Source organism: Sphingomonas prati, assembly GCF_014643515.1.
In the GTDB taxonomy this organism is placed as follows: domain Bacteria; phylum Pseudomonadota; class Alphaproteobacteria; order Sphingomonadales; family Sphingomonadaceae; genus Sphingomonas_R; species Sphingomonas_R prati.
The window spans coordinates 171,806-195,087 of record NZ_BMJP01000001.1; the positions used below are offsets into that span (position 1 = coordinate 171,806).

General features: G+C 67.3%; 19 protein-coding genes and 1 pseudogene. 9 read left to right on the forward strand and 11 right to left on the reverse strand.

The genetic code is table 11. The features are described 5' to 3' along the window. Position 1: 1 nt before the first annotated feature. From rsmA to IEX50_RS00770, 4 genes are all read right to left on the reverse strand, one after another. On the reverse strand, positions 2-850 hold the full coding sequence (rsmA, locus tag IEX50_RS00755; RefSeq protein WP_157177561.1) for a 16S rRNA (adenine(1518)-N(6)/adenine(1519)-N(6))-dimethyltransferase RsmA: 849 nt from the start codon (positions 848-850) through the stop codon (positions 2-4). Continuing rightward, on the reverse strand, positions 847-1,851 hold the full coding sequence (pdxA, locus tag IEX50_RS00760) for a 4-hydroxythreonine-4-phosphate dehydrogenase PdxA (RefSeq protein WP_157177669.1): 1,005 nt from the start codon (positions 1,849-1,851) through the stop codon (positions 847-849). The genes rsmA and pdxA overlap by 4 nt, the downstream gene beginning before the upstream one ends. Continuing rightward, entirely contained in the window at positions 1,844-3,208 is a 1,365-nt protein-coding gene (locus IEX50_RS00765; protein WP_373285258.1) for a peptidylprolyl isomerase, read from the reverse strand. The genes pdxA and IEX50_RS00765 overlap by 8 nt, the downstream gene beginning before the upstream one ends. 63 nt (positions 3,209-3,271) lie before the next feature. Continuing rightward, complete coding sequence (locus IEX50_RS00770) at positions 3,272-5,554, reverse strand: LPS-assembly protein LptD (RefSeq protein WP_157177671.1); 2,283 nt, start codon at positions 5,552-5,554, stop codon at positions 3,272-3,274. A gap of 241 nt (positions 5,555-5,795) precedes the next feature. Here IEX50_RS00770 and IEX50_RS00775 point away from each other — a divergent pair, with 241 nt between their 5' ends. The 3 genes from IEX50_RS00775 to ndk all read left to right on the forward strand — a co-directional run bounded on the left by IEX50_RS00775 (position 5,796) and on the right by ndk (position 8,297). Next, entirely contained in the window at positions 5,796-7,265 is a 1,470-nt protein-coding gene (locus IEX50_RS00775; RefSeq protein ID WP_157177562.1) for a leucyl aminopeptidase, read from the forward strand. Between the two features lie 81 nt (positions 7,266-7,346). Then, positions 7,347-7,787, forward strand: a complete 441-nt coding sequence (locus IEX50_RS00780) for a DNA polymerase III subunit chi (RefSeq protein WP_157177563.1) — start codon at positions 7,347-7,349, stop codon at positions 7,785-7,787. Positions 7,788-7,874: 87 nt separating this feature from the next. Beyond that, positions 7,875-8,297 (forward strand): nucleoside-diphosphate kinase, encoded by a 423-nt coding sequence (ndk, locus tag IEX50_RS00785; RefSeq protein WP_157177564.1) that lies wholly within the window; start codon positions 7,875-7,877, stop codon positions 8,295-8,297. A 182-nt stretch (positions 8,298-8,479) separates the two neighbouring features. On the opposite strand, the gene IEX50_RS00790 is transcribed toward ndk, so the two are convergent. From IEX50_RS00790 to purM, 3 genes and pseudogenes are all read right to left on the reverse strand, one after another. Then, positions 8,480-9,100: a hypothetical protein gene (locus tag IEX50_RS00790; protein WP_157177565.1), complete on the reverse strand. Its 621-nt coding sequence runs from the start codon at positions 9,098-9,100 to the stop codon at positions 8,480-8,482. Further along, a pseudogene (purN, locus tag IEX50_RS00795) lies at positions 9,100-9,672 on the reverse strand (phosphoribosylglycinamide formyltransferase); the annotation flags it as partial. The pseudogene purN and the gene IEX50_RS00790, both read right to left, overlap by 1 nt. Then, complete coding sequence (gene purM, locus IEX50_RS00800; RefSeq protein ID WP_157177567.1) at positions 9,665-10,762, reverse strand: phosphoribosylformylglycinamidine cyclo-ligase; 1,098 nt, start codon at positions 10,760-10,762, stop codon at positions 9,665-9,667. The pseudogene purN and the gene purM, both read right to left, overlap by 8 nt. A gap of 61 nt (positions 10,763-10,823) precedes the next feature. Here purM and IEX50_RS00805 point away from each other — a divergent pair, with 61 nt between their 5' ends. Genes IEX50_RS00805 through IEX50_RS00820 form a run of 4 tightly spaced genes read left to right on the forward strand, consistent with a single transcriptional unit; the run spans position 10,824 to position 16,449 of the window. Next, positions 10,824-12,092 (forward strand): heavy-metal-associated domain-containing protein, encoded by a 1,269-nt coding sequence (locus tag IEX50_RS00805; RefSeq protein WP_184075090.1) that lies wholly within the window; start codon positions 10,824-10,826, stop codon positions 12,090-12,092. Further along, positions 12,089-12,709, forward strand: a complete 621-nt coding sequence (locus IEX50_RS00810; RefSeq protein WP_157177568.1) for an HdaA/DnaA family protein — start codon at positions 12,089-12,091, stop codon at positions 12,707-12,709. Before IEX50_RS00805 ends, IEX50_RS00810 begins: the two co-directional genes overlap by 4 nt. A 10-nt stretch (positions 12,710-12,719) precedes the next feature. Beyond that, the gene (locus IEX50_RS00815) at positions 12,720-14,909 is read left to right on the forward strand and encodes an RNA degradosome polyphosphate kinase (protein WP_157177569.1); all 2,190 of its coding nucleotides are present in this window, start codon (positions 12,720-12,722) and stop codon (positions 14,907-14,909) included. Positions 14,910-14,955: 46 nt separating this feature from the next. Further along, complete coding sequence (locus IEX50_RS00820; protein ID WP_157177570.1) at positions 14,956-16,449, forward strand: Ppx/GppA family phosphatase; 1,494 nt, start codon at positions 14,956-14,958, stop codon at positions 16,447-16,449. A gap of 127 nt (positions 16,450-16,576) precedes the next feature. Here the strand turns inward: IEX50_RS00820 and IEX50_RS00825 are convergent, their stop codons facing one another. The 3 genes from IEX50_RS00825 to IEX50_RS00835 are packed head-to-tail and all read right to left on the reverse strand — an operon-like array spanning position 16,577 to position 21,299. Beyond that, the gene (locus tag IEX50_RS00825; RefSeq protein ID WP_157177571.1) at positions 16,577-18,364 is read right to left on the reverse strand and encodes a cation:proton antiporter domain-containing protein; all 1,788 of its coding nucleotides are present in this window, start codon (positions 18,362-18,364) and stop codon (positions 16,577-16,579) included. Positions 18,365-18,420: 56 nt separating this feature from the next. Continuing rightward, positions 18,421-20,028: a bifunctional GNAT family N-acetyltransferase/carbon-nitrogen hydrolase family protein gene (locus IEX50_RS00830; protein ID WP_157177572.1), complete on the reverse strand. Its 1,608-nt coding sequence runs from the start codon at positions 20,026-20,028 to the stop codon at positions 18,421-18,423. A gap of 50 nt (positions 20,029-20,078) precedes the next feature. Next, a complete protein-coding gene (locus tag IEX50_RS00835; RefSeq protein ID WP_157177573.1) occupies positions 20,079-21,299 on the reverse strand; it encodes an NADP-dependent isocitrate dehydrogenase in 1,221 nt (406 codons plus the stop codon). 157 nt (positions 21,300-21,456) lie between these two features. Between IEX50_RS00835 and IEX50_RS00840 the strand changes: the two genes are divergently transcribed. Together IEX50_RS00840 and IEX50_RS00845 are read left to right on the forward strand one after the other, a co-directional pair. Next, positions 21,457-22,191, forward strand: coding sequence for a phosphatidylserine decarboxylase (locus IEX50_RS00840; RefSeq protein ID WP_157177574.1), 735 nt, complete (start codon positions 21,457-21,459; stop codon positions 22,189-22,191). Next, a complete protein-coding gene (locus IEX50_RS00845; RefSeq protein WP_229673557.1) occupies positions 22,188-22,985 on the forward strand; it encodes a CDP-alcohol phosphatidyltransferase family protein in 798 nt (265 codons plus the stop codon). The genes IEX50_RS00840 and IEX50_RS00845 overlap by 4 nt, the downstream gene beginning before the upstream one ends. On the opposite strand, the gene IEX50_RS00850 is transcribed toward IEX50_RS00845, so the two are convergent. Further along, positions 22,957-23,181, reverse strand: a complete 225-nt coding sequence (locus IEX50_RS00850; protein ID WP_157177575.1) for a hypothetical protein — start codon at positions 23,179-23,181, stop codon at positions 22,957-22,959. The two genes, IEX50_RS00845 and IEX50_RS00850, sit on opposite strands and share 29 nt — an antisense overlap. Between the last annotated feature and the right edge of the window lie 101 nt (positions 23,182-23,282).

Consider the following 23,282-nt stretch of genomic DNA (forward strand, 5'->3'; position numbering starts at 1 on the left):
CTCACGCCGAGGCACCGTCGAGTACCCGCGCCAGCGCCACGAAGTCCGCGACCGGCAGGGTCTCCGCCCGCCGGGTCGGGTCGATCCCGAGGCCGACCAGCGCCTCGACCGCGCCCGGCACCGATTTCAGCGACTGCCGCAGCATCTTGCGCCGCTGCCCGAACGCCGCCGCCGTCAGGCGTTCGACCGTCCGCATTGAAACGCCCGCAGGCTGCGCGGCCGGCACCAGATGGACAATCGCCGAGGTTACCTTCGGCGGCGGCACGAATGCGGAGCGATGCACGGCAAACGCCAGCGTCGCGGTCGAGCGGAACTGCGCCAGCACCGACAGCCGGCCATAAGCGGACGTGTCCGGCGCCGCGACGATCCGCTCGGCCACTTCCTTCTGGAACATCAAGGTTAGCGACGCCCAGAAGGGCGGCCACGGCTCTATTGTCAGCCAGCGAACGAGCAAAGCTGTGCCAACATTGTACGGCAGGTTGGACGCGATATGCGCGCCGGGTCCCATCAGCGCCGCCTCGTCGATCGCCAGCGCGTCGTCGTCGATGACGGTCAGCCGTCCGGGATAGGCATCGCCCAGTTCCGCCAGCGCGGGCAGACAACGGCGGTCGCGCTCCACCGCGGTGACGGTCGCCCCCGCCTTCAAAAGCGCGCGCGTCAGGCCACCCGGGCCGGGCCCGACCTCGTACACGCGCTGCTCGTCGAGCAAACCCGGCACACGCGCGATCCGGTCGAGCAGCTGACCGTCGAGCAGGAAGTTCTGCCCGAGCGCCTTCGATGCCGCCAACCCGTGGCGGGCGATCACCTCACGCAGCGGCGGCAGGACGACCGCCGCCGACGGGGTGGTCATGCCGACGTCGCCCGGTACCGCACCGCCTTACCGGCGAGCGCGATCGCCGCGATCATCGCGCCAGGATGCGCCTGGTTCTGCCCGGCGATACCGAACGCTGTGCCATGATCCGGTGCGGTCCGGACGATCGGCAGGCCGAGCGTCATGTTGACGCCCTCGTCGAAATGCAGCGTCTTGATCGGGATCAGCGCCTGGTCGTGATAAAGGCAGAGCGCCACATCATACTGCGCGCGAGCGCGTTCGTGGAACATGGTGTCCGCCGCCAGCGGACCAACGATGTCGATCCCTTCGTCACGCAGGATCTCAACCGCGGGGGCGATCAGGTCGATCTCCTCGCGCCCGAGCGCCCCTTCCTCGCCCGCATGCGGGTTGAGCCCGGCGATCGCCAGCCGCGGATGCAGGATGCCGAAATTGCGGACCAGCCCGCGTTCCGCGACCCGCGCCTTGGCGACGATCAGTTCGATCGACAGCGCATCCGGTACGTCGCGGACTGCAAGATGCGTCGTGATCGGCACCGTGCGCAACGTCGGTCCGGCCAGCAGCATGACGACATTGTCCGCGGCCACGCCGCAGCGTTCGGCGATGAACTCGGTCTGCCCCGGATGGACAAACCCGATCGCATAGAGCTGCGCCTTCGACACCGGCGCGGTGACCAAGCCGGAGGCGACCCCCGACCGCGTCAGCCCGGCGGCGAGTTCCAGCGCATCAAGCGAGCAGCGCGCGCCCGCCATGTTGGGCTTGCCCGGCACGATGTCGGCCGCGTCCTCGACCTGTACCACCGGCAGTGCCTCGTCGAACACCCCGGCGGCCTCCGACGGATCGGCGATGCGCATGACGGGACCGTCCCACACCGCGCGGATTGCGCGGCAATCGCCCACCGCGAAGAACGGCGGCAGGCGGTGGACCTGGCGCAGCGCCCAGGCTTTCGCCACGATCTCGGGACCGATCCCGGCGGGATCGCCCAGCGCGACGGCCAGCGGCGTGGCGGGATCGTCAGCGATAGTCGACCACCGCGTCGCGTCGCAGATCGCGCAGGTAACGCCGCGCGCTGCGGTTGACGCGTTCCTCTTCCAACTGGGACTGGATCGTCGCGGCGTCTGGGCCGGCCGCCGCCTTGGCTTCGTCACGGCCGCAAAGCACCAGTGACCGAACGCCGTCCTCGACCGAACCGAATGGCGGGCTCGCCTGGCCGATTTGGAGGTCGAGCATCATCTGCTGGAGTGCGGCGGGCAGGCCGCGGACCGGAATCTGGTCGTTGTCGACGACCTCGGCGCCCAGCGTCTTGGCAATCGCCTCGACCGAACCGCAACCGCGCACCGTCTTCATTGCCGCACCGAACTTAGCGACGTCGGGCGCCACCTGTTCGCGTGTCACGCCGGCCGGGAACTTGATGCTGACCTGCTTCAGCGCGAGCACCGCATCGCGCGCATCAACGCCGCCACCGGTGCGACGATCGACGACTGCGATGATCGAATAACCACCGGGCACCGCGATTGGTACGCTGACCGAACCCGGCTGCATCGTCTGCGCTACCGTCGCCAGTTCAGGCGGCAGCTGTTCGGCGCGCACCCAGCCGAGATCGCCACCGACCGCTGCGGTCGAGGCTTCCGAGAACTGGCGGGCATAGGCGAGGAACGACCCGCCCTTGCGGACCTGTTCGACGATGCGGTTTGCATTGGCGAGTGTCGCCGCCGACGTTTCGGGGGTGGAGGACAGGAAGATCTCGCCGATCCGGAATTCCTCCGCGCCCTTGTTAGCGTTGATTCGCGCCATCACGGCGGCAACCTCGTCGTCGCCTACATTGACGAACGGTTCGATGCGGCGGCTGAGCAGCCGACGCCAGGCGAGCTCGCCCTCGATCTGCCGCTTGATCGATGCTTCCGACGATCCCTGTTCGCGCAGGAACGCGCCGAACGTCGCGGGCGTCCGTTTGAAGTTGCCGGCAACGCGCGTGTATGTCTGCTGAATCTCGGGCGGGGTAATGACGATGTCGCGCGCCTTGGCTTCCTGGATCTGCAGCGTTTCGTCGATCAGGTTGCGCAGCACCTGCAGCTTCAGCCGCTCGCGCTCCTCACCCTCGACCTTGCCGCCGTTCGCCGCCAGCACCAGCGCCAGGCGCTGTTCGATGTCGGTCTGGGTGATGATCGTCCCGTTGACGATTGCGGTCGCCTTGCGGACGTTCGGGTCGACCTTGCCGAACACGGTCAGGTCGTTGGGCAGGTTCATCGATTGGACCGCAGGCCCGACGCTGTCGTCCACTGTCTGCGCCAGTGCGACCGCCCCGAAGCCGAGACCCGCCGCCAACAGCGCGGCACGCCCGACCCGATGCCTTCGTAATGCACCCAAGATATGCTCCAATTCACAAAGTCCCACGCCGCAACAGGGAAAAGGTTCCCTATCGGCCCCCGCCTGAACCTCAGCTTAGCGCCCGAGGTTCTTGAGCGCCAGCCTGACGGCGACGGTGCTGCCGCGCCGGGTCGATCCGATGATGTCGTAGTCGCGGCGATAGGTCGCGCCGACCTCCAGGCATTCGTCGGCATACAGGATGCCGATCCGCTGCCGCACAGGCTGATACCCGTCCGAAATGACGGCGGGGTCCTCACGCGGCCCGGTCAGATCGACCACGGTCGATCCGAACACGGACACGGTGCGGGTGATCTGGACCCGGCCCCCCACTCGGATCTCCTCGCGATCGCGCAGATCCTCGATTGCCGTGTCGACATTCCGGTTCAGGCGGAAATAGCCGACCGTCGCATAGGTGCGCCGCCCGCCCAGGGTCGCGTCGATTTCGTTGCGCCGAACGGTGAAGGCGTCCTTGTCGAGCCGGATACGCTGCGTCAGTGCCGCAAACCGACCGTATCGGATGGTCGTCTGCGCCACGATATCGGAGAACCGGTCGGTCAGGCCAGTCCCCTGCGGAAACAGCGTCGGCTCCTTGCTCAGGCGGTAGCTTTGCCCGATCACTGACCGCACCGACAGCCGTGGCCGATCGAACGCCCATTCCAAGCCGTAGACCGCACGCGATCCGTCCTCGAACCGGTCATATCCGCTGAACCGGTTGATCGCGAACAGGTTGAGCGTCTCAAGGTCGATAGCGCGGCTGTCCTCGTTCGGAATATCCGAGTTCTTGAGCGGCGGCGTCGCCACCAGCTGGACGCGCGGCGTGATGGTCTGCGTTCCCCCGAACAAGGTGCCTGCGAACGGCCAGCGCATGTCGACCGCGCCTGCGACGATCGCGCGGCCCTGCCACCCATCTTCACCGCGGTAGCTGACCGTCGGCGTCGAGATGCCGTTGTCAGTATGATAAACGTCGCCGCGCGCATAGGCGGTCAGCGTCACTTCCTGGCCTAGCGTCGTCAGCCGGCGCAGATCCCAGCGGGCTCCTGCAAAGGCGCGCTGCGTGTCCTGCCCCGCGGTGCGGATCAGTGACAGGCTGTTAAGCTGCAGCTCGACCTTTCCGCCAAGCAACGGATCGTCGATACGGCGGCGATAATCGATCGCCGGGATGGCGATCGGCTGCTGCCCCTGAACGGCGCCGGCGCGCAACGTCTGCACGGCATAGCCCGCGATCGACAGATAGCTGTCCTGGTCAATCCGCTCGACGTTCAGCACCGAACGCAGCCGGTCGTCGTTCGTGATGTCGTACCGCCGCAGGAACGTACGGTCGCTGGTCAGCCGCAGCGACCCGGTGACCGACCAGTTCGGATCGAGCTGGAACTTGCCGTTCGCATCGATGTAGCCGCGGACGCCGCGGTCGGTATCGACGTCGGTCGGCACTAATGACGCGGGGGAGCGCGAACCGTAGGTCAGCATGCCGCCAATCTGATAAGCGCCGTTCGACGTCAGTTCGCGATACTGGCCTTCGACCGCCGGCAGGACCTGGGAATAGACGTGCGGCGTGATGGTCAGGTCGCGGCCGGGCGCCATCTTGATATAATATGGGACCGAGAACTCGACGCCGTTCAGGCGCGAGATCTGGAAGTCGGGCACAAGCAGCCCGGGCCCGCCGCCCTGCTGCCCGTCGGGGTGCGAGAAGCCGGGAAGCCATAGCACGGTGACGCCGAGTAGCTTGAACCGCGCGTCGCGGTAGCTGATCCGGTGCTTGACGGGGTCGTGGACCACGCGAACCGCGCTGATCGTCCACACCGGCGTGCGCGGGCATCCTGCCGCATCGGTCACCGCGCACGGCGTGTAGGCGGCGCGTTCCAGCGTGCTGACGCCGTTGACGCGGGTCCCGCGCACCGCGGCGAGCCGCCCGCCATCCTCCAGCACCAGCAGCAGATTCTCGATCACGCCGTCCTTCAGCGTATCGGTCAGGTCCACGCTGTCGCCGTAGACTGTGTCGCCGCCCGGATTGACGACCGCAACATTGCCTTCCGCCCGGACCGCGCCGGTCTTGCGGTTCCAGACGATGCGGTCCGCGCGCATCCGGTTGCCCGCGCGCACCATGCGCACGTCCCCGGACGCGGTCACGATATCACCGTTACTGTCGTAATCGAGCGTATCGGAGCTGAAGCCCACTTCCTCGTCGGACAGCGGTGCCGTGATGCCGACGTCGGCGGGGGGCGCCACGATGGGCGGCAGCAGGCTGGGCGTCGCGGTCGATTCGGGCGTCGCGGCCTGGCCGGTCGCGACAGGCGGCGTCGCCGACCCCGACTGGGCCGCCGCGGCCGTTCCCGACAACAGGATCGCAAGCGAGACCATTGCCCCGCCGGTCGTCTTCACTTGCAAGCCAGCAACCCTTTTCGGCCGCTATGGCCGGTATCCGCCTATCGCATCGACTCCGGACGGCTGCAATCGTCGATGCGGCAGGCCGTATCGAAGGCACCCGAGACCGCTTTACCGTGGAGAATGGTGGCAAACCCTTCGCACACTTCCCATTTCCGGGAGGCAACAACGGCTGGGTGACGCCCGGCGACGATCCAGAACAAGGAATGACACGCACATGCAGGTCCGTTTTGAAGCCAGCCGTCCCGCCGATACCCGGACCGTCGCCTACCCCGTCAACGGCAAAGCCTTTCCACAGACCAACGCTGATGCTGCCGATCTGGCAGCCGCATCTGCCGACGCGCAGCGATTCGACGGCGACGCAGGCGCGCTGCTCGACCTGTTCGTGCCCGGCGGCGAAACCGCCACCCGTGTCCTGTTCGCCGGGATCGGCAAGGCTGCACCGACGACCGACAATCTTGAAAAGGCCGGTTCCGCACTCGCCGCGCGCCTGCTGACGTCGGGCGAGACGAGCCTGGTCGTCGACCTGACCGGGAGCAGCATCGGCGACACCGCAACGGCGGCCGCGCACATCGCGTTCGGCGCGCTCATGCGTAGCTGGCGGTACGACAAGTACCGCACGAAGCTGGCCGACAAGTCGAAGCCGACGCTGACCGAGATCGTGATCGTCGGCGGCGGGGACGAGGCGGCAAACCTCTACGCCCCGCTCGCCGCACTGGCGGAAGGGCTGTCGCTGACCCGCGAACTGGTCACCGAACCGGCCAACATCATCTACCCGGAAAGCTTCGTCGAACGTTGCCGCTCGCTCGCCGATCTCGGCATCAAGGTCAGCGTGCTGGGCGAGGCGGAGATGGAAGCCGCCGGCATGGGCGCGATCCTGGCCGTCAGCCAGGGCAGCGCGCGGGCGGCCCAGCTGCTCGTCCTGCACTGGAACGGCACCGACGATGCGGGCGACCCTGCGCTGGCGCTGGTCGGCAAGGGCGTGACGTTCGACACCGGCGGCATCTCGATCAAGCCGGCCGCCGGCATGGAAGACATGAAGTGGGACATGGGCGGCGCGGGCGCGGTCGTCGGCGCGATGGCGACGCTGGCCGGCCGCAAGGCGCGCGTGAACGTCGTCGGCATCTGCGGCCTCGTCGAGAACATGCCGTCCAGCACCGCGACGCGGCCGGGCGATGTCGTGACGTCGATGTCCGGCCAAACGATCGAGGTCATCAACACCGACGCGGAGGGGCGCATGGTCCTGTGCGACGCGATCTCCTGGGTGCAGCAGAACTACGCGCCCAAAACGATCGTCGATCTCGCCACGCTGACTGGCGCGATGATCGTCGCGCTCGGCCATGAATATGGCGGGCTGTTCGCGAACGACGATGCGCTGGCCGAACAATTGCTCGCCGCCGGCACCGCGTCGGGCGACCCGCTGTGGCGCTTCCCGCTTGGCGATGCCTACGACAAGCTGATCGACAGCCCGATCGCCGACATGAAGAACGTCGGGCCGCGGCCGGGCGGTTCGATCACCGCCGCGCAGTTCATCCGGCGGTTCGTCGACAAGGATGTCCGCTGGGCGCATCTCGACATCGCCGGCATGGTGTGGGCCGCCAAGCCCGGCACGCTGCACGACAAGGGTGCGACCGGTTACGGCGTGCGGCTGCTCGACCGGTTCGTCCGCGACAATTTCGAAGGCTGATCCGCGTCATCAGGTCCGGGCGGCGCGGCCGTCGCCCGGGCGCTCTTACCACGGCCTGCCGGACGGGTTAGACGCCGCGTCATGCAGGTCGACTTCTACCATCTCGGACACGCCCCCATCGCCGCGGTACTGCCGCGTATCGCCGAACGCGTGACCGGGTCCGGCGCCCGCCTGCTCGTGGTCGCGGACGACCCGGACATGCTCGAAAGGCTCGACCGCGAGCTGTGGGACTATGCCGCCGACGCCTTCCTGCCGCACGGCCGTGCGGGGCAGGGGGGCGAGGCGCACCAGCCCGTCCTGCTTTCCACCACGCTCGATCCGCTCAACGCCGCGCGTAATGTCGCACTGGTCGACGGGCGCTGGCGGGCCGAGGCGCTCGACTATGACCGCAGCTTCCACTTCTTCGACGACGACTCGATCGAGGCGGCGCGCGCGGCGTGGCGATCGCTGAACGACGTCGAGGGGCTGGAACGGCGTTTCTGGCGGCAGGACGAGGACGGCCGCTGGACGCGCGTCGCCTGAAAGGCCGCGCGACCGCGCTTGCCGGGGACGCAACGCCCGACTAGAGCGGCGCCATCCCCAATCGCTAATACAGGAGCCCGTCCGGCCATGGCGACCGAGCGTACCTTTTCGATCATCAAGCCCGACGCCACGCGTCGCAACCTGACCGGTGCCGTCACCGCGATGCTGGAAGAAGCCGGCCTGCGCGTCGTCGCATCGCGCCGCATCCAGATGACCCGCGAACAGGCCGAAGGCTTCTACGCCGTCCACGCCGAACGCCCGTTCTTCGCCGACTTGGTCGGTTTCATGGTCTCCGGCCCGGTCGTGATCCAGGTTCTGGAAGGTGAGAACGCCGTCGCTCGCAACCGCGAAGTGATGGGCGCCACCAACCCGGCCAACGCCGACGAGGGCACGATCCGCAAGGTCCACGCCGAATCGATCGAAGCCAACACCGTCCACGGTTCGGACAGCGCCGAGAACGCCGCGATCGAGATCGCGTACTTCTTTAAGCCAGAAGAAATCGTTGGGTGATGAGTTGGGCTTTGGTTCGGACTTCGGTCCAGCCAAAGCCTCTCTCCCCGGCCGGGAGAGGGAGCCCGTCGCGTCAGTGAAGCGCTACCTCCCCACCATCAAAGCCCTCTCCCCAACGGGGAGAGGGTTGGGAGAGGGGGAGTGGCTTGGGCTAACCAAGCTTCCAAGCAACGCTCAGACGATCAACGCGCCTTCCGCGCCCAAAGCGCATCCACCCGCTTCACCCCATCGTCACCCTTCACCCGCGCCACCAGCGACAATCCCCGCAACCGCACATCCGTGCCCTGCAGGAACGCCGTGTCGGTCGCATAGCCGATGTCGTAGATCGCCCGATCCGTCATCGCGACACCCTCCGCCAGGTACCGCGTCGTCAGCAGCACCGGCAGCCGCTCGTCCCCACGCGTCTCGGCCTGCAACCCGGCCGACTTGCGCGCCCGGACCAGCGCATCGTCGAACCAGCCGGCCTCGATCCGCGCATCGCCCGTCGTATCGACCGCTGCCACGCCCAGGGCGGACGGGAACGCGATCGTCTGGCTCTGGATGCTCTGCTCCGCGTTCAGCGGCGTCATGTCGAGCGTCGCTGCGGAGCGGTCCGCGGTCGCCTTCAACAGCAACGTCCGGTTCGCGACGCTCGCCTTCGCGACCTCGCCCGCCTTCTCCACGCGAACGTCCTGCCGCTCGGTATAGCTGTTCCACAACGTCAGCCCGGAAATGGTGACGGCCGCCACCGCCAACACCTCGCCCATCGTCACCCAGCGGCGGCGGACCCGTGCGGCCTCGGCCTTGTCCTGACGATCGGTCATCGGCGCACCAGTTCGGCCAGAGTTGCGGGATAGAGCCGGTGCTCCTCCGGCAGCACGCGCGCCGCCAGTGTATCAGCATCGTCGCCGGGCAGGATCGGCACGCGGGCCTGGGCGACGACGGGCCCGTCGTCCAGTTCGGCCGTCACGATATGCACCGAACAGCCGCCCTCCGCATCGCCCGCCGCGATTGCGCGGGCATGCGTGTCGAGCCCCTTGTACAGCGGCAGCAGCGAGGGATGGATGTTGACGATCCGCCCGGCCCAACCCAAAATGAACTCCGCCGACAGCACGCGCATATAACCGGCGAGCGCGATCCACTCCGCCCCGGCGCGGCGGATCTCCGCATCGAGCAACGCATCGAACGCGGCGCGCGGCATGCCCTTGTGGCTGAGTGCAAAGGTCGCGATCCCGGCAGCCTCGGCGATCGCCAGCCCACCCGCGGCCGGATCGTTTGCCGCGACCAGCACGACACGGTAGGGGCAATCGTCCGCCTCCGCCGCCGCGATCAGCGCCGCCATGTTCGACCCGCGACCCGAAATCAGGATCGCGACCGGCACACGCGGATCAGCCATGGAACGTGGCCGACCAGTCGCCGCGCCCGCTCCAGCTCTCGGCCGAACCACGCACGGTGCAGCCCTTCTCACCCGCGTCGATCGCGCCGATCCGGAAAACCGTCTCGCCTGCAGCCTCAAGTTCGGCAGTCACCGCGTCGACATCGTCCGCCGCCACCACGACCGCCATGCCGATGCCGCAGTTGAACGTCCGCGCCATCTCGCCCGGTTCGATATTCCCCTGTGCCTGCAGATACGCCATCAACCGCGGCTGCACCCAGGCGTCTGCATCGATCGTGGCGTGCAGCCCGTCCGGCAACACGCGCGGGATATTCTCGAGCAACCCGCCGCCGGTGATATGCGCCAGCGCATGGACCCGCCCGGACCGCACGACCGGCAGCAGCGATTTCACATAGATCCGCGTCGGTGCCATCAGTGCATCGATCAGCATCACGTCCTGGTCGAACAGCGCCGGACGATCGAGCTTCCACCCTTTGTCCGCCGCCAGCCGCCGGACGAGCGAATAACCATTGCTGTGGATCCCTGACGACGCGAGCCCCAGCACCACGTCGCCGGCGCGAACCCGGTCGCCGTCCAGCACGTCGGACCGCTCCACCGCGCCGACGCAGAAGCCGGCCAAGTCATAGTCGCCCGGCGCGTACATGCCCGGCATCTCCGCCGTCTCGCCACCGATCAGCGCGCAGCCCGCGATGCGGCACCCCTCGGCGATTCCCGCGACCACCGTCTCGGCCTGGCCCACGTCCAGGCTGTTGCACGCCAGATAGTCGAGGAAGAACAGCGGCTCCGCACCCTGAACGATCAGGTCGTTGACGCACATCGCGACGAGGTCGATCCCGACCGTGTCGTGCTGCCCGCTGTCGATCGCCAGCTTCAGCTTGGTACCGACCCCGTCGTTCGCGGCGACCAGCAGCGGATCGGTGTAACCCGCCGCCTTCAGGTCGAAGAACCCACCGAAACCGCCGAGTTCCGCATTCGCCCCCGGCCGCCGCGTGGACCGCGCCAGGGGGCCGATCGCCCGGACGAGCGCATTGCCCGCCGCGATCGAAACGCCCGCCTGGGCATAGGTATAAGGTGTGTCGTCTGTGGCCATGTCCGCGCGATTAGACATAACGCGCTTGGATTTCCACGACCAACTCGCCACAAGCGCGTTCGTGGCCCGACTTCTGACCCCTCCGCGCATCCTGATCGCGCTCGCCGGCGCGGCATCGCTCGTCGCCGGCGGCATCGCCGTCAGCCAGATCGAACAGGGCGACCGCGGCGTGGCGCCCATCGATAGCACGTCCAGCTACGAGATCGGCGGCGTCACGGTCGACGTTTCGGGCAAGGACGCCGACACCGCACGCGCCGGCGGCTGGCGCGAGGCGCAGCGCAAGGGCTGGCGCATGCTCTACGCCCGCGTCCACGGCGTACCGTTCGCCGCCGCGCCCCGGCTGCCCGATTCGACGCTCGATTCGATCGTCGCGGGCATCGTGGTCGAGGACGAACAGATCAGCGCACGGCGCTATATCGGCCGGCTCGGTGTGCTGTTCGATCGCGGGCGGGCAGGGGCGCTGCTCGGCGTCGGCGGGCAGGTGCGGCGGTCCGCGCCGATGCTGACCATCCCGGTCATGTGGTCCGGCGGCGCGCCGCAGAGTTTCGAACTGCGCACTCAGTGGCAGCAGGCCTGGGCGCGGTTCCGCACCGGCGGCAGTCCGATCGACTATGTCCGGCCGGTGGGGACGGGGGCTGACCCGCTCCTCCTGAACGTCGCGCAATCGCGTCGGCCGGGCCGTGCGTGGTGGCGCATGCTGCTCGATCAATATGGAGCATCCGACGTGCTGGTGCCGGAGGTGTCGATCAAGCGCAGCTTCCCCGGTGGGCCGGTCGTCGCCACCTTCACTGCGCGGCACGGTCCCGACGGGACGGTGATCGACCGCTTCGTCCTGCGCACCGAAACATCCGCCAGCATCCCGCGCCTGTTGGACGAGGGCGTCCGGCGGATCGATGTCGCCTATGCCGATGCGCTGCGGACGGGCGGGCTGTATCCCGATTCAATGCTGGTCGAGGAACCGGCGATCGAGGACGCGCTCGACACTGCCGCGGCCGAAACCGCTGCCAGCGACGCAGCGGACACCGCCGGCACCAGTTTTTCGCTCGAGATCGACACGCCCGACGCTGCCGCTCTGACCGCCACGGAGCAGACGATTCGCTCCATCCCCGGCGTCCGCTCGTTCAGCACATCCAGCCTGGCGATCGGCGGCCTGTCGATCGGCCGCGTGCTGTTCCAGGGTGACGCCGCCGCGCTGTCGATCGCGCTCGGCGCGCGCGGCATCCGGGCGGAGGAGACCGGCAACAACAGCTTCCGGCTGCGCCGCACCACCCGCGACGCAGCGCCCGCGGCGGCGGCACCACCAGCGGCAGAACCCGGCCCAACGCCGTGAACCAGATCGCGCTGCCGCTCCTCTGGCCGGCGGACGCGGCGGCGCACGACTTCATCCTCTCCCCCACCAACACGGACGCCGTCCGCCACCTCGATCACCTCGCGCTCTGGCCCGTCATGGCCACTGTCCTGGTCGGGCCGCGCAAGTCTGGCCGCAGCCTGCTCGGCCGGATCTTTGCCGCGCAGAGCGGGGGCACCCTGATCGACGCGGCGGATCGCCAGTCCGAAGAGGATCTGTTCCATGCCTGGAACCGGGCGCAGTCCGATCGCCGCCCGCTGCTGATGATCGCGGACCAGCCGACCCCGCTCTGGTCGCCAACGCTGCCGGACCTCAAATCTCGGCTCGCCGCGACCCCCGTCGTCACGCTCGGCCACCCGGACGATGCGCTGGCGACCGCGCTGCTTCACAAGGAACTCGGCGCGCGCGGCCTTGCGCTGCCGCCCGCGGTCGCGACCTATGTCCTCGCCCGGATCGACCGGACGCATGTCGCGATCGCGCGGATCGTCGATGCGCTCGATACCGCGGCACTTGTCCGGCAACGCGGACTGACCGTACCGCTCGCTCGCGATGCGCTGGCCGCCTGCGGATTCATCGACGAGTCATCCGATATCGGCTAGAGTCCGCGCCATGGAAACGACCGATCCCACCGACAACGCAACGCTGACCGCGGCGTCCGATCCCGCCGCACCGATCGCGCTGCGCGAACGCTATTTCAACCGCGAACTCAGCTGGCTCGCGTTCAACCAGCGCGTGCTGGACGAGGCGTGCAACGAAGCCCACCCGCTGCTCGAACGGCTGCGCTTCCTGTCGATCTCCGGCAACAACCTCGACGAGTTCTTCATGGTCCGCGTGGCGGGGCTGAAGGGGCAGCTGCTCCAGGACGTCGACACTCGCTCGCCCGACGGGCTGACCGTGGCGCAGCAGTTGAGCGCGATCACCGAGGAAGCCGACCGGCTGATGGATGCGCAGCAGCGTGTCTGGTCCGCGATCCGTCGCGCGCTGGCGACATCCGGCATCGACGTTCTCGACCTCGCCGACATCCGCGACGACGAGGCACCGTGGCTGGAGGCGTTCTTCCGGGAACAGGTGTTCGCCGTGCTGACCCCGCAGGCGCTCGACCCCGCGCACCCCTTCCCGTTCATCCCGAACAAGGGCTTCAGCCTGATTTTCGACCTGCGCCGGCTGTCCGACGACGAGCCGATCCGCGAACTGCTGATGGTCCCCGCGCGTCTGCCCAGTTTCGTGCGGCTCCCCGACCTGCCGACGCAGGACGGCATCGTCCCGCGCGCGCGCTATGTGGCGATCGAAACCGTCATCCGCCGCTTCACCAACATCCTGTTCCCCGGTTACGAAGTGAAGGGCGATGGCGCGTTCCGCATCATCCGCGATAGCGATATCGAGCTGGAGGAGGAGGCCGAAGATCTCGTCCGCTACTTCCGCTCGGCCATCAAGCGCCGCCGCAAGGGTCGCGTGATCCTGCTGGTGATGGAAGTCGGCATGCCGGAAAATCTGGAAAAGCTGATCAAGGAAGAGATTGGCGGCGCCGACGCGATCATCACCGACACCGGCCGTTTCCTGGGCATCGCCGATCTGGAGCAACTGGTCGAGGAAGACCGCCCCGACCTCAAATTCCCGCTGTTCAACCCGCGCTTTCCGGAGCGCATCCGCGAACATGGTGGCGATTGCTTCGCGGCGATCCGGTCGAAGGACATCGTCGTCCATCACCCGTACGAATCGTTCGACGTGGTGCTCGCCTTCCTCAAACAGGCGGCACAGGACCCCGACGTGGTCGCGATCAAGCAGACGCTGTACCGCGCGGGCAAGCAGTCAGCCGTCATCCGCGCGCTGGTCGACGCGGCGGAGGCGGGCAAGTCCGTCACCGCGGTGGTCGAGCTGAAGGCGCGCTTCGACGAGGAACAGAACCTCATGTGGGCCAGCCAGCTGGAGCGCGCCGGCGTGCAGGTGGTCTACGGCTTCATCGACTGGAAAACGCACGCCAAGGTGTCGATGGTCGTGCGCCGCGAAAACGGCACCTACCGGACCTACTGCCACTTCGGCACGGGCAATTACCACCCGGTCACCGCCAGAATCTACACGGACCTCAGCTTCTTCACCGCCGATCCGCGCGCTGGGCGCGATGCGGCGCGGCTGTTCAACTACATCACCGGTTATGTCGAACCGCACGACATGGAACTGCTCACCATCTCGCCGATGGGCATGCGCGAACGGCTGGCCGAACTGATCGACGCGGAGATCGACACGGCGCGGGCAGGGGGCGAGGGGTCGATCTGGATCAAGATGAACTCGCTCGTCGATCCGGCGATCATCGAGAAACTGTACCGCGCTTCGGCGGCCGGCGTGCAGATCGACTGCATCATTCGCGGCATCTGCTGCCTGCGTCCCGGCGTACCGGGGCTTAGCGACAATATCCGCGTGCGCTCCATCGTCGGGCGGTTCCTGGAACATAGCCGCATCATGTGCTTCGGCAACGGTGCAGCGCTCCCCAACAAGCAGGCGAAGGTCTACATCTCGTCCGCCGACTGGATGCCGCGCAACTTCGACCGGCGCGTTGAATATCTGCTGCCGATCGAGAATCCGACCGTCCACGCGCAGATCCTGGAACAGGTGATGGTCGCCAACCTGATCGACGACGAGCAGACGTGGCAGCTGTTGCCCGACGGCAGTTACGACCGGGTCCACACCGGCCGCCGCCACTTCAACCTGCACCGTTATTTCATGACCAACCCGTCGCTGTCCGGCCGCGGCGAGGCGCGCAGCGGCGCGGTGCCGAAGCTCAGTTTGAAGCGCGGGACATAGCCGCAAGGGGTAGAAGTACCAGACCTTCTCGGCTACTTCCCCGGCCATGGCCTTACCGATCTTTCGCCGCCGGGATGAGGCCGCCCCGTCGGGCCGCATCGGCATCATCGACATCGGATCGAACTCGATCCGCCTCGTCGTCTACGACGCGCCGACCCGCACCCCGGTCATCCTGTTCAATGAAAAGGTGATGGCCGGCCTCGGCAAGGGGCTGGCCAAGGACGGCGCGCTCGCGCAGGACGGAATCGCACGCGGCATGACCGCGCTGAAACGGTTCGCGACGCTGGCCCGCCAAATGGAGGTATCGAGCCTCCGCACCGTCGCCACCGCCGCGGTCCGCGACGCCCGCAATGGCGCGCTGTTCCTCGAACAGATCAAGGCGCTTGGCCTGCAGGTCGAACTGCTGTCCGGCGATCAGGAAGCCACGATGGCCGGCATGGGCGTGCTCGCCGGCATTCCGGGGGCGGACGGCATCGTCGGCGACCTCGGCGGCGGCAGCCTCGAACTGATCCGCGTCCATAGCGGCACGGTGCACGAGAAGCTGTCGCTGCCGCTCGGCGTCCTGCGGCTCGCTGCGATTCGCGCGCGTGGGCCCGGCGCGTTGCAACGCACCGTCGCCGCCGGGCTGGACGCAGCCGGCTGGACCGACATCCCTGCGGGGCTGCCGCTCTATCTCGTCGGCGGATCGTGGCGCGCGCTGGCCCGGCTCGACATGTATCTGGAGGATTGGCCGCTGCCGATCATCCATCATTACCGCATGCCATCCGACCGTGCCGCACGGCTTGTCCGCGTGCTGGCGCAGATCGACCGCAAGCGGCTGCGCGAGGTTATCGGCCTGTCCGCATCGCGCTTGCCGACATTGCCCGATGCCGCCGCCCTGCTCAGCGTCGTGGTGCGCCAGCTGCAGACCAGCTCCCTCGTCGCCTCCGCCTACGGCCTGCGCGAAGGGTTGTTGCACGACACCTTGCCGGTCGCGGAACGGCGGCAGGATCCGCTCATTACCGCAACGCGGGAGGAGGGGGGGCGTCAGGGCCGCTTCGCCGAGCATGGCGACCTGCTCCATAACTGGATTGCCCCGCTGTTCCCGGACGAAGGCGCAGAGGACGCCCGCCTGCGCCATGCTGCCTGCCTGCTGGGCGACGTCGGCTGGCGTGCGCACCCCGAGTTCCGCGCCGCCCGCGGCCTCGACACCGCATTGCACGGCAACTGGGTCGGCATCGACGCACGTGGCCGGGCGATCGTCGCCCGCGCGCTCTACACCAGCTTCGGCGGGACGCTGCCGGTGCCGCTGCTCGACCGCCTGTTCACGGCCGAGGACAAGGCCATGGCCGACCGCTGGGGCCACGCGATGCGCCTCGGTCAGCGCCTGTCGGGCGGCGTGGCCGGTCCGCTGGCGGGCAGCAGCGTCGCACTCGCCGGCGACGCGATCACGCTGACCTTGCCCGCGGACCACCGCGATCTGGCGGGCGAATCGGTCGAACGTCGGCTCAAGATTCTCGCAACCGCGCTCGGCCGTAGGCCGGAAACGATCGTCGGTTAGGCACTACTTTTCTAACCCGTCCATGCCACGCGAAGCCAACCGCTTCGCTAGTGGGATTGTGCCTAGAATGCGTTCGGCATGGATGGGTTGGTCAATTGAGCAATTTACCCTGATTTCCGCCCGGAGATCACTCCACCACGGGATCAGCCGCCAGATCGCTCAGCCGCCGCCGTTGGATCGGCGGCTCGTGATCGACCGCCCCCATCTCCATGATCTTGCTGCGCAGTTCGGCGCGCTTCGTATGGATCGACGCGATCACCGGGCCCATCGCGACGCCCAGATCGACCAGCACCGCCTCCGATAGCTGCAACGAGCTTTCCAGCGTCTCCGGCACCGCATCGGTCACGCCGGCGCGGTAAAGTTCGGCCGCATGGTTCGGATCGCGCGCCCGCGCAACGATCGTGAGCGCCGGATGCATCAGCCGCACCTTGCGTGTGATCCGCACCAGCTGGACCGGATCGTCCATCGTCAGCACCAGCGCCTTCGCCGTCTCCAGCTGCAACCGCTCGAGCATGCCGGGCCGCACGATGTCGCCATATTGCGCATTATAGCCGCGCATCCGGGCGTGAGCGACCGCGTCGACATCCGCCTCGATCGCCACATAGGGCTGCTTGTGTGCGTCGAGCATCTGCGCGACCAGCCGACCGACCCGCCCACAGCCGATGATGACCGTCCGCTCGGTGTCGGTGCTCGCCTCCGGCAGCTCCGTCTTGACGTTGCGCTCCGCCCGCTTCGACAAATCGCTGCCGACGCGTGCGAGCAGCGGCGTGATGGTCAGCCCCAGCGCGGTCACGATCTGCCAGAAGGACGCGGTCGACGCCTGGATCAGCTGCGCCTGCGCCGCGGCGGCCAGCACGATCAGCGTCGTCTCGGACGGCGACGCCATCAGCAGGCCAACCTCCGCCGCCAGCCCGCGCGTGGCCCCGCGCAGCCGGAGCAGCACCGCAGTGACGACCGTCTTGGCGATCACGACACCTACAACCGCAGTCGCCAGCGGAACCCAGCTGCCCGCGATCAACCGCAGGTCGAGGGACATGCCGACCGTAATCAGGAACACGCCCAGCGCGAGCCCGCGGAACGGCGCGGTCATCGCCTCCACCTCGGTATGATAATCCGTCTCGGCAATCAGGATGCCCGCCAGCAGCGCGCCGACGATCGGCGACAGTCCGGCCGCCGTCGTCGCGACGCTCGCCAGGATCACGACGAGCAGGCTGGCCGCCAGGAACAGCTCCGGGCTCTTGGTGCGCGCCGCCTGCGCGAACAGCCGGGGCAGCAGTAGCCGACCGAGCACCATCATGCCCGCGACCGTCGCCACGCCGATCAGCAATGTCCGGACCAGCCCGTCCCACCCTGCATCGGCCGACATCGGTGCAAGCGCGCCGAGCAGGAAGATGATCGGCACCAGCGCCAGATCCTCGAACAGCAGCATTGCGAACGCCGCCTTGCCCACCGCGCTCCGCATCCCGGCGATCGGCAGCACCAGTGCGGTCGATGACAGCGCGAGCGCGAGCCCGAGCCCCATCGCGCCCGCCGGTTCCTGCCCAAGCAGGAACAGCGCGCCGCCAATCAACCCAGCCGACACCACGAGTTCGGCCGCCCCGAGCCCGAACACGTCGGTCCGCATCGACCAGAGCCGCCGGAACGACAGCTCCAGCCCGATCGAGAAGAGCAGCAGGATGATGCCGAATTCCGCGAACGGCTCGATCGCGTGCGGGCTCGATATCGTGATGTGGTAGAGCCACGGGAACCGCCCGGACAACGCGCCGAGCCCGGCCGGCCCCACCAGCATGCCGACCAGGATGAACCCGATGACCGGGTTGACCCGGGCGCGCGCAAAGGCGGGAATGACCAGACCGGCCGCGCCGAGGATGACGAGGGCATCGCTGAATGCGTCGGAGTTGATCGGTAGCGCCATCGCGCGACCATTCGACATCCGACGCGCCGTGTCACCCCTTCCTGTTACGTAAGGCGTCAGCCGCCGCCGGGTGCGCGGCTCCCCATCGGCCGGCTGTCGACCTGCGGCTGTTCGCCGTGCGGCCGGTTGCTCCAGTCGATCGCGTACAGGTCAAACCGGCGATCGGCCAGGTTGCGCACCGTGCCCTCGGCGCGAGCCCAGGTCAGGTCGGCCAGGTTCACGTCGGCAATCGTCAGCGTCTCGACATTCTCGGTCGATTCCGCCGCGATGCCGTCGCGCGCGAACGGGAAGTCGCACGGCGTCAGGATCGCCGACTGGGCATATTGGATGTCCATATTGTCGACGTTCGGCAGGTTGCCGACATTGCCCGACATCACGACATAACACTGGTTCTCGATCGCCCGGGCCTGCGCGCAGTAGCGGACGCGGAGATAACCCTGCCGGCTGTCCGTGCAGAACGGCACGAAGATGATCCGCGCGCCACCGTCCGCCAACCGCCGGGCCAGTTCCGGAAACTCGCTGTCATAACATATCAACACGCCGATCGGGCCGCAGTCGGTCTGGATCGTGTCCAGCGAGTCGCCGCCCTTGATCTTCCACCAGTAACGCTCGTTCGGCGTCGGGTGGATCTTCTCCTGACCGTGGACCGACCCGTCGCGAAGGCAGACATAGGTGATGTTCTGGATATCGCCGTCGTCGGTCCGCGTCGGGTGCGACCCGCCGATGATGTTGACGTTATACTCCAGCGCCATCCGGCTGAGTTCCGTAATCAGCGGCTGGGTATGCTCGGTCAGCCGGTCGATCGCCTCCATCGGCGACAACTCCTGCTTTTCGAATGACAGCAGGGCCAGCGTGAACAGCTCCGGGAACACCACGAAGTCGGCTTTATAATCCGACGCGATATCAACGAAATATTCGACGTTCTTGATGAACTCCGCGAAATCCTTGACCGGCTTCGTCTGGAACTGGACCGTCGCCAAACGCACGCTCTCAATGCCGCGCGGCACGCGGAATTCGGGCGCCTCGTTCGGATCGACATAGGGGTTGCGCCAGATCATCAGCGCAGCCGCACCGCCGGACTGCTTGTCCTCCGGCAGGTAGCGCGGCAGAATTCCGGCCGGCTCGAACCCGTTCGCCAGCTGGAACCCGATCACCGGATCGCGCAGCGTCCCCTCCTTGATCCCGGCGAGATAGCCCTCGGGCCCGTCGACCCGGTCGCGCACGCGGCGATAGCCCGGAAGCCGCCCACCGAACGCGATCCCGCGCAGCTCAAGCCGCTCCGCCAGTGCGCGCCGCGCCTCGTACAGCCGCTTGCCGATCCGCAGACCGCGGCGGTCCGGGTCGACGCACATCTCGAACCCGTAGAGCCAGTCGCCGGTCGGATCGTGACGCGAACCGAACCCGTTGCCCGAAATCTGTTCCCAGTCGTGCGGCGACATGACGACCGTCTCGTCCAGCCGCGACGAGGCGCAGTAACCGACGACATCGTCGTCATAGACCGCGACGAACTGGCCATCGGGAAAGTTGTTGATCTGGCCGCGGATCTGGCCCTCGGCATAGTTGCCCATGCGCGGATAGACGCGCTTGATAAGCTCGATGATCGCGACAGAATCGGCCGGAAGTGCGTTGCGCACCTCCAGCCGAGCACGTGTACTTTTAGCCATGTAATCCCCCGTTCGTCCCACCAGAACGGGGGATTCCGTTACGCGTTCCGTCAGGCGGGAACGTTCATCGCCTTCTCGAGATTCTGGACGATCGCCTCGAAGAACTGCTCGGTCGTCATCCAGGGCTGCTGCGGCCCGATCAGGATCGCCAGATCCTTGGTCATCGCGCCCTGCTCGACGGTCTCGATGCAGACCCGCTCCAGCGTCTCGGCGAACTTGGTCACTTCCGGCGTGCCGTCGAACTGGCCGCGGAACTTCAAGCCGCCGGTCCAGGCGAAGATCGACGCGATCGGATTGGTCGACGTCGCCTTGCCCTTCTCGTGCATGCGGAAGTGGCGCGTGACGGTGCCGTGCGCCGCCTCGGCCTCGACCGTCTTGCCGTCGGGCGACAGCAGGACGGACGTCATCAGGCCGAGCGAGCCGAAGCCCTGTGCGACCTGATCCGACTGCACGTCACCGTCATAGTTCTTGCAGGCCCAGACGAACTTGCCGCTCCACTTCAGCGCCGATGCGACCATGTCGTCGATCAGGCGATGTTCGTAGACGATGTTGGCGTCGCGGAACTTGTCGGCGAATTCCGCGGCGAACACTTCGGCGAACAGATCCTTGAAGCGGCCGTCATAGGCCTTCAGGATCGTGTTCTTGGTCGACAGGTACAGCGGCCAGCCACGCTGCAGCGCGTAGTTCATCGATGCGCGCGCGAAATCGCGGATCGAATCGTCGAGGTTGTACATGCCCATCGCGACACCGGCGGACGGGTAGTTGAACACTTCCTCCTCGATCCGCTGGCCGTCTTCGCCTTCCCAGATCATCTTGAGCTTGCCGGGGCCGGGCACCTTGAAATCGGTCGCGCGGTACTGGTCGCCGAACGCGTGGCGGCCGACGACGATCGGGTCGGTCCAGCCCGGGATCAGCCGGGGGACGTTCTTGATGACGATCGGTTCGCGGAAGACGACGCCGCCCAGGATGTTGCGGATCGTGCCGTTGGGCGACTTCCACATCTTCTTCAGGCCGAATTCCTCGACCCGCTGCTCGTCCGGGGTGATCGTCGCGCACTTCACGCCGACGCCGTACTTCTGGATCGCATGCGCGCTCTCCACCGTGACGCGGTCGTCGGTGGCGTCGCGATTCTCCATGCCCAGATCGTAATATTGCAGGTCGATATCGAGATAGGGGAGGATCAGCCGCTCACGGATCCAGGCCCAGATGATGCGGGTCATCTCATCGCCGTCCATTTCGACGACGGGGGTTTTCACCTTGATCTTGGCCATGTTGCTACGCCTTGTTCCGGGGGAGGAAAGTCCCGGCTCGCTTACGGGACAGTGCCGCCGGGATCAACCGGCGCGGGGCGGGAAGGGTGGTGTCCCCGGTGCGTCGCGGGTGCACCGCCGTCATTGTCTCACGGCCCGGGGCTGCTACGATAGCACGATGACATCGCTCGAAAAGCCGGACGTCGGCACCACTACGATCAAATGGCGCTTTCCCTCCGTCCATCCGGACGGTCGGAAGTTCGTCCTCATCTCCGCGGCGATCACCGTTCTGCTGCTGTTCTTTATCTGGGACGAGCTGGGTTTCGTCTTCATCGGCATCACGGCGTGGGTCGCCGCCTTCTTCCGCGATCCGATCCGCACCACGCCGCGCGGGGAGGGGCTGATCATCGCGCCGGCCGACGGGTTGATCACCATGATCGCCACCGTCGCGCCACCGCGCGAGCTCGAGGGCCCGGACGGGCTCGGCAACCTGCCGATGACGCGCGTGTCGATCTTCATGAGTGTGTTCGACGTGCACATCAACCGGTCGCCGATTGCCGGCACGATCCGGCGGGTCGTCTATATCTCCGGCGCGTTCCTCAATGCCGACCTCGACAAGGCGAGCGAGGACAATGAGCGTCAACACATCCTGGTCGAAGGCACCGATGGCACGCGGATCGGCTTTACGCAGATCGCCGGGCTGGTCGCGCGCCGCATCGTGCCGTTCGTGAAGCCGGGCGACATCGTCGCGCAGGCGCAGCGCGTCGGGTTGATCCGCTTCGGCAGCCGGGTCGACGTCTATCTGCCGGCCGGAACATTGCCGCGCGTGACGCTGGGGCAGCGGACGCTGGCGGGCGAGACGGTGCTGGCGAAGGTTGGCGAGTCGATCACCGTCACCGGGGTGGCCCAGTGAGGCCGGTCCGCCGAGTGGGGCTGAAGGATCGGCCGCGACGCGGTATCCCGCTGCGGGCGGTCGCACCGAACGCCGTCACCGCGCTGGCGCTGTGTTTCGGCCTGTCCGGCGTGCGATTCGCGATCTCTGCGGCCGGCGGCGTGGCGGGGGACTGGGAAAAGGCCCTGCTGTCGATCCTGTTCGCCGGCGTGCTGGATGGGCTCGACGGCCGCATCGCGAGGATGCTGAAGGGCGAAAGCCGGTTCGGTGCCGAACTCGATTCGCTGTCGGACGTCATCGCGTTCGGCGTGTCGCCCGCGATCGTCATCTATCTCTGGTCGCTACAGATGATGCCGCAGTTCGGCTGGACGTTCGCACTCGCGCATGCGGTCTGCTGCGCACTTCGGCTCGCACGCTTCAATGCCGCGATCGATACGAAGGAACAGCCGCACAAGTCGGCCGGCTTCCTCACCGGCATCCCGGCACCGGCGGCGGCGGGTCTTGCGTTCCTGCCGATCTACCTCTGGCTCTGGACCGGGCTCGGCATCTTCCGCGAATGGTATGTCGTGGCACCGTGGATCGCCGCGGTCGCATTCCTGATGGTTTCGGACATCGCGACGTTCAGCTGGGGTGCGCTGCGCCTTCGCCACGGTGTCCGGTTTGGCGCCCTGGTGGGACTTGCGGTGGTGACTGGTGCACTCATCAGCGCGCCGTGGGCGACGCTGACTGTAGCCAGCATCGCGTATATCGCGGCCATCCCGTTCGGAATGACCGCCTATCGAAAGGTCAGGCGGCTACGCGAAGCGACGGCGTGACGCGGCGCGCGCTTGCCACATAACGGACCCGGACACGGGCTACACCGGCCGACACCGGCGCGACGGAGACGGCAGCGGGGGGCAGCTGCAAGGCGGACAGGATCAAGGTCTTCGACGCCATCAACTGCGCGATGCAACCGGCGACGGAAGCGAACAGGATGACCGTAAAGAATGCGAACGTGAGGGAATGAAGCACGAAACTCTCCTTGGCCGAAGCATCCGGTGATCCCGCCAGCCGTGAAGTGGTTAACCGCCGCGATCATTGACGGTTCCGTATGTTCCCTTTCTGTTCCCTGA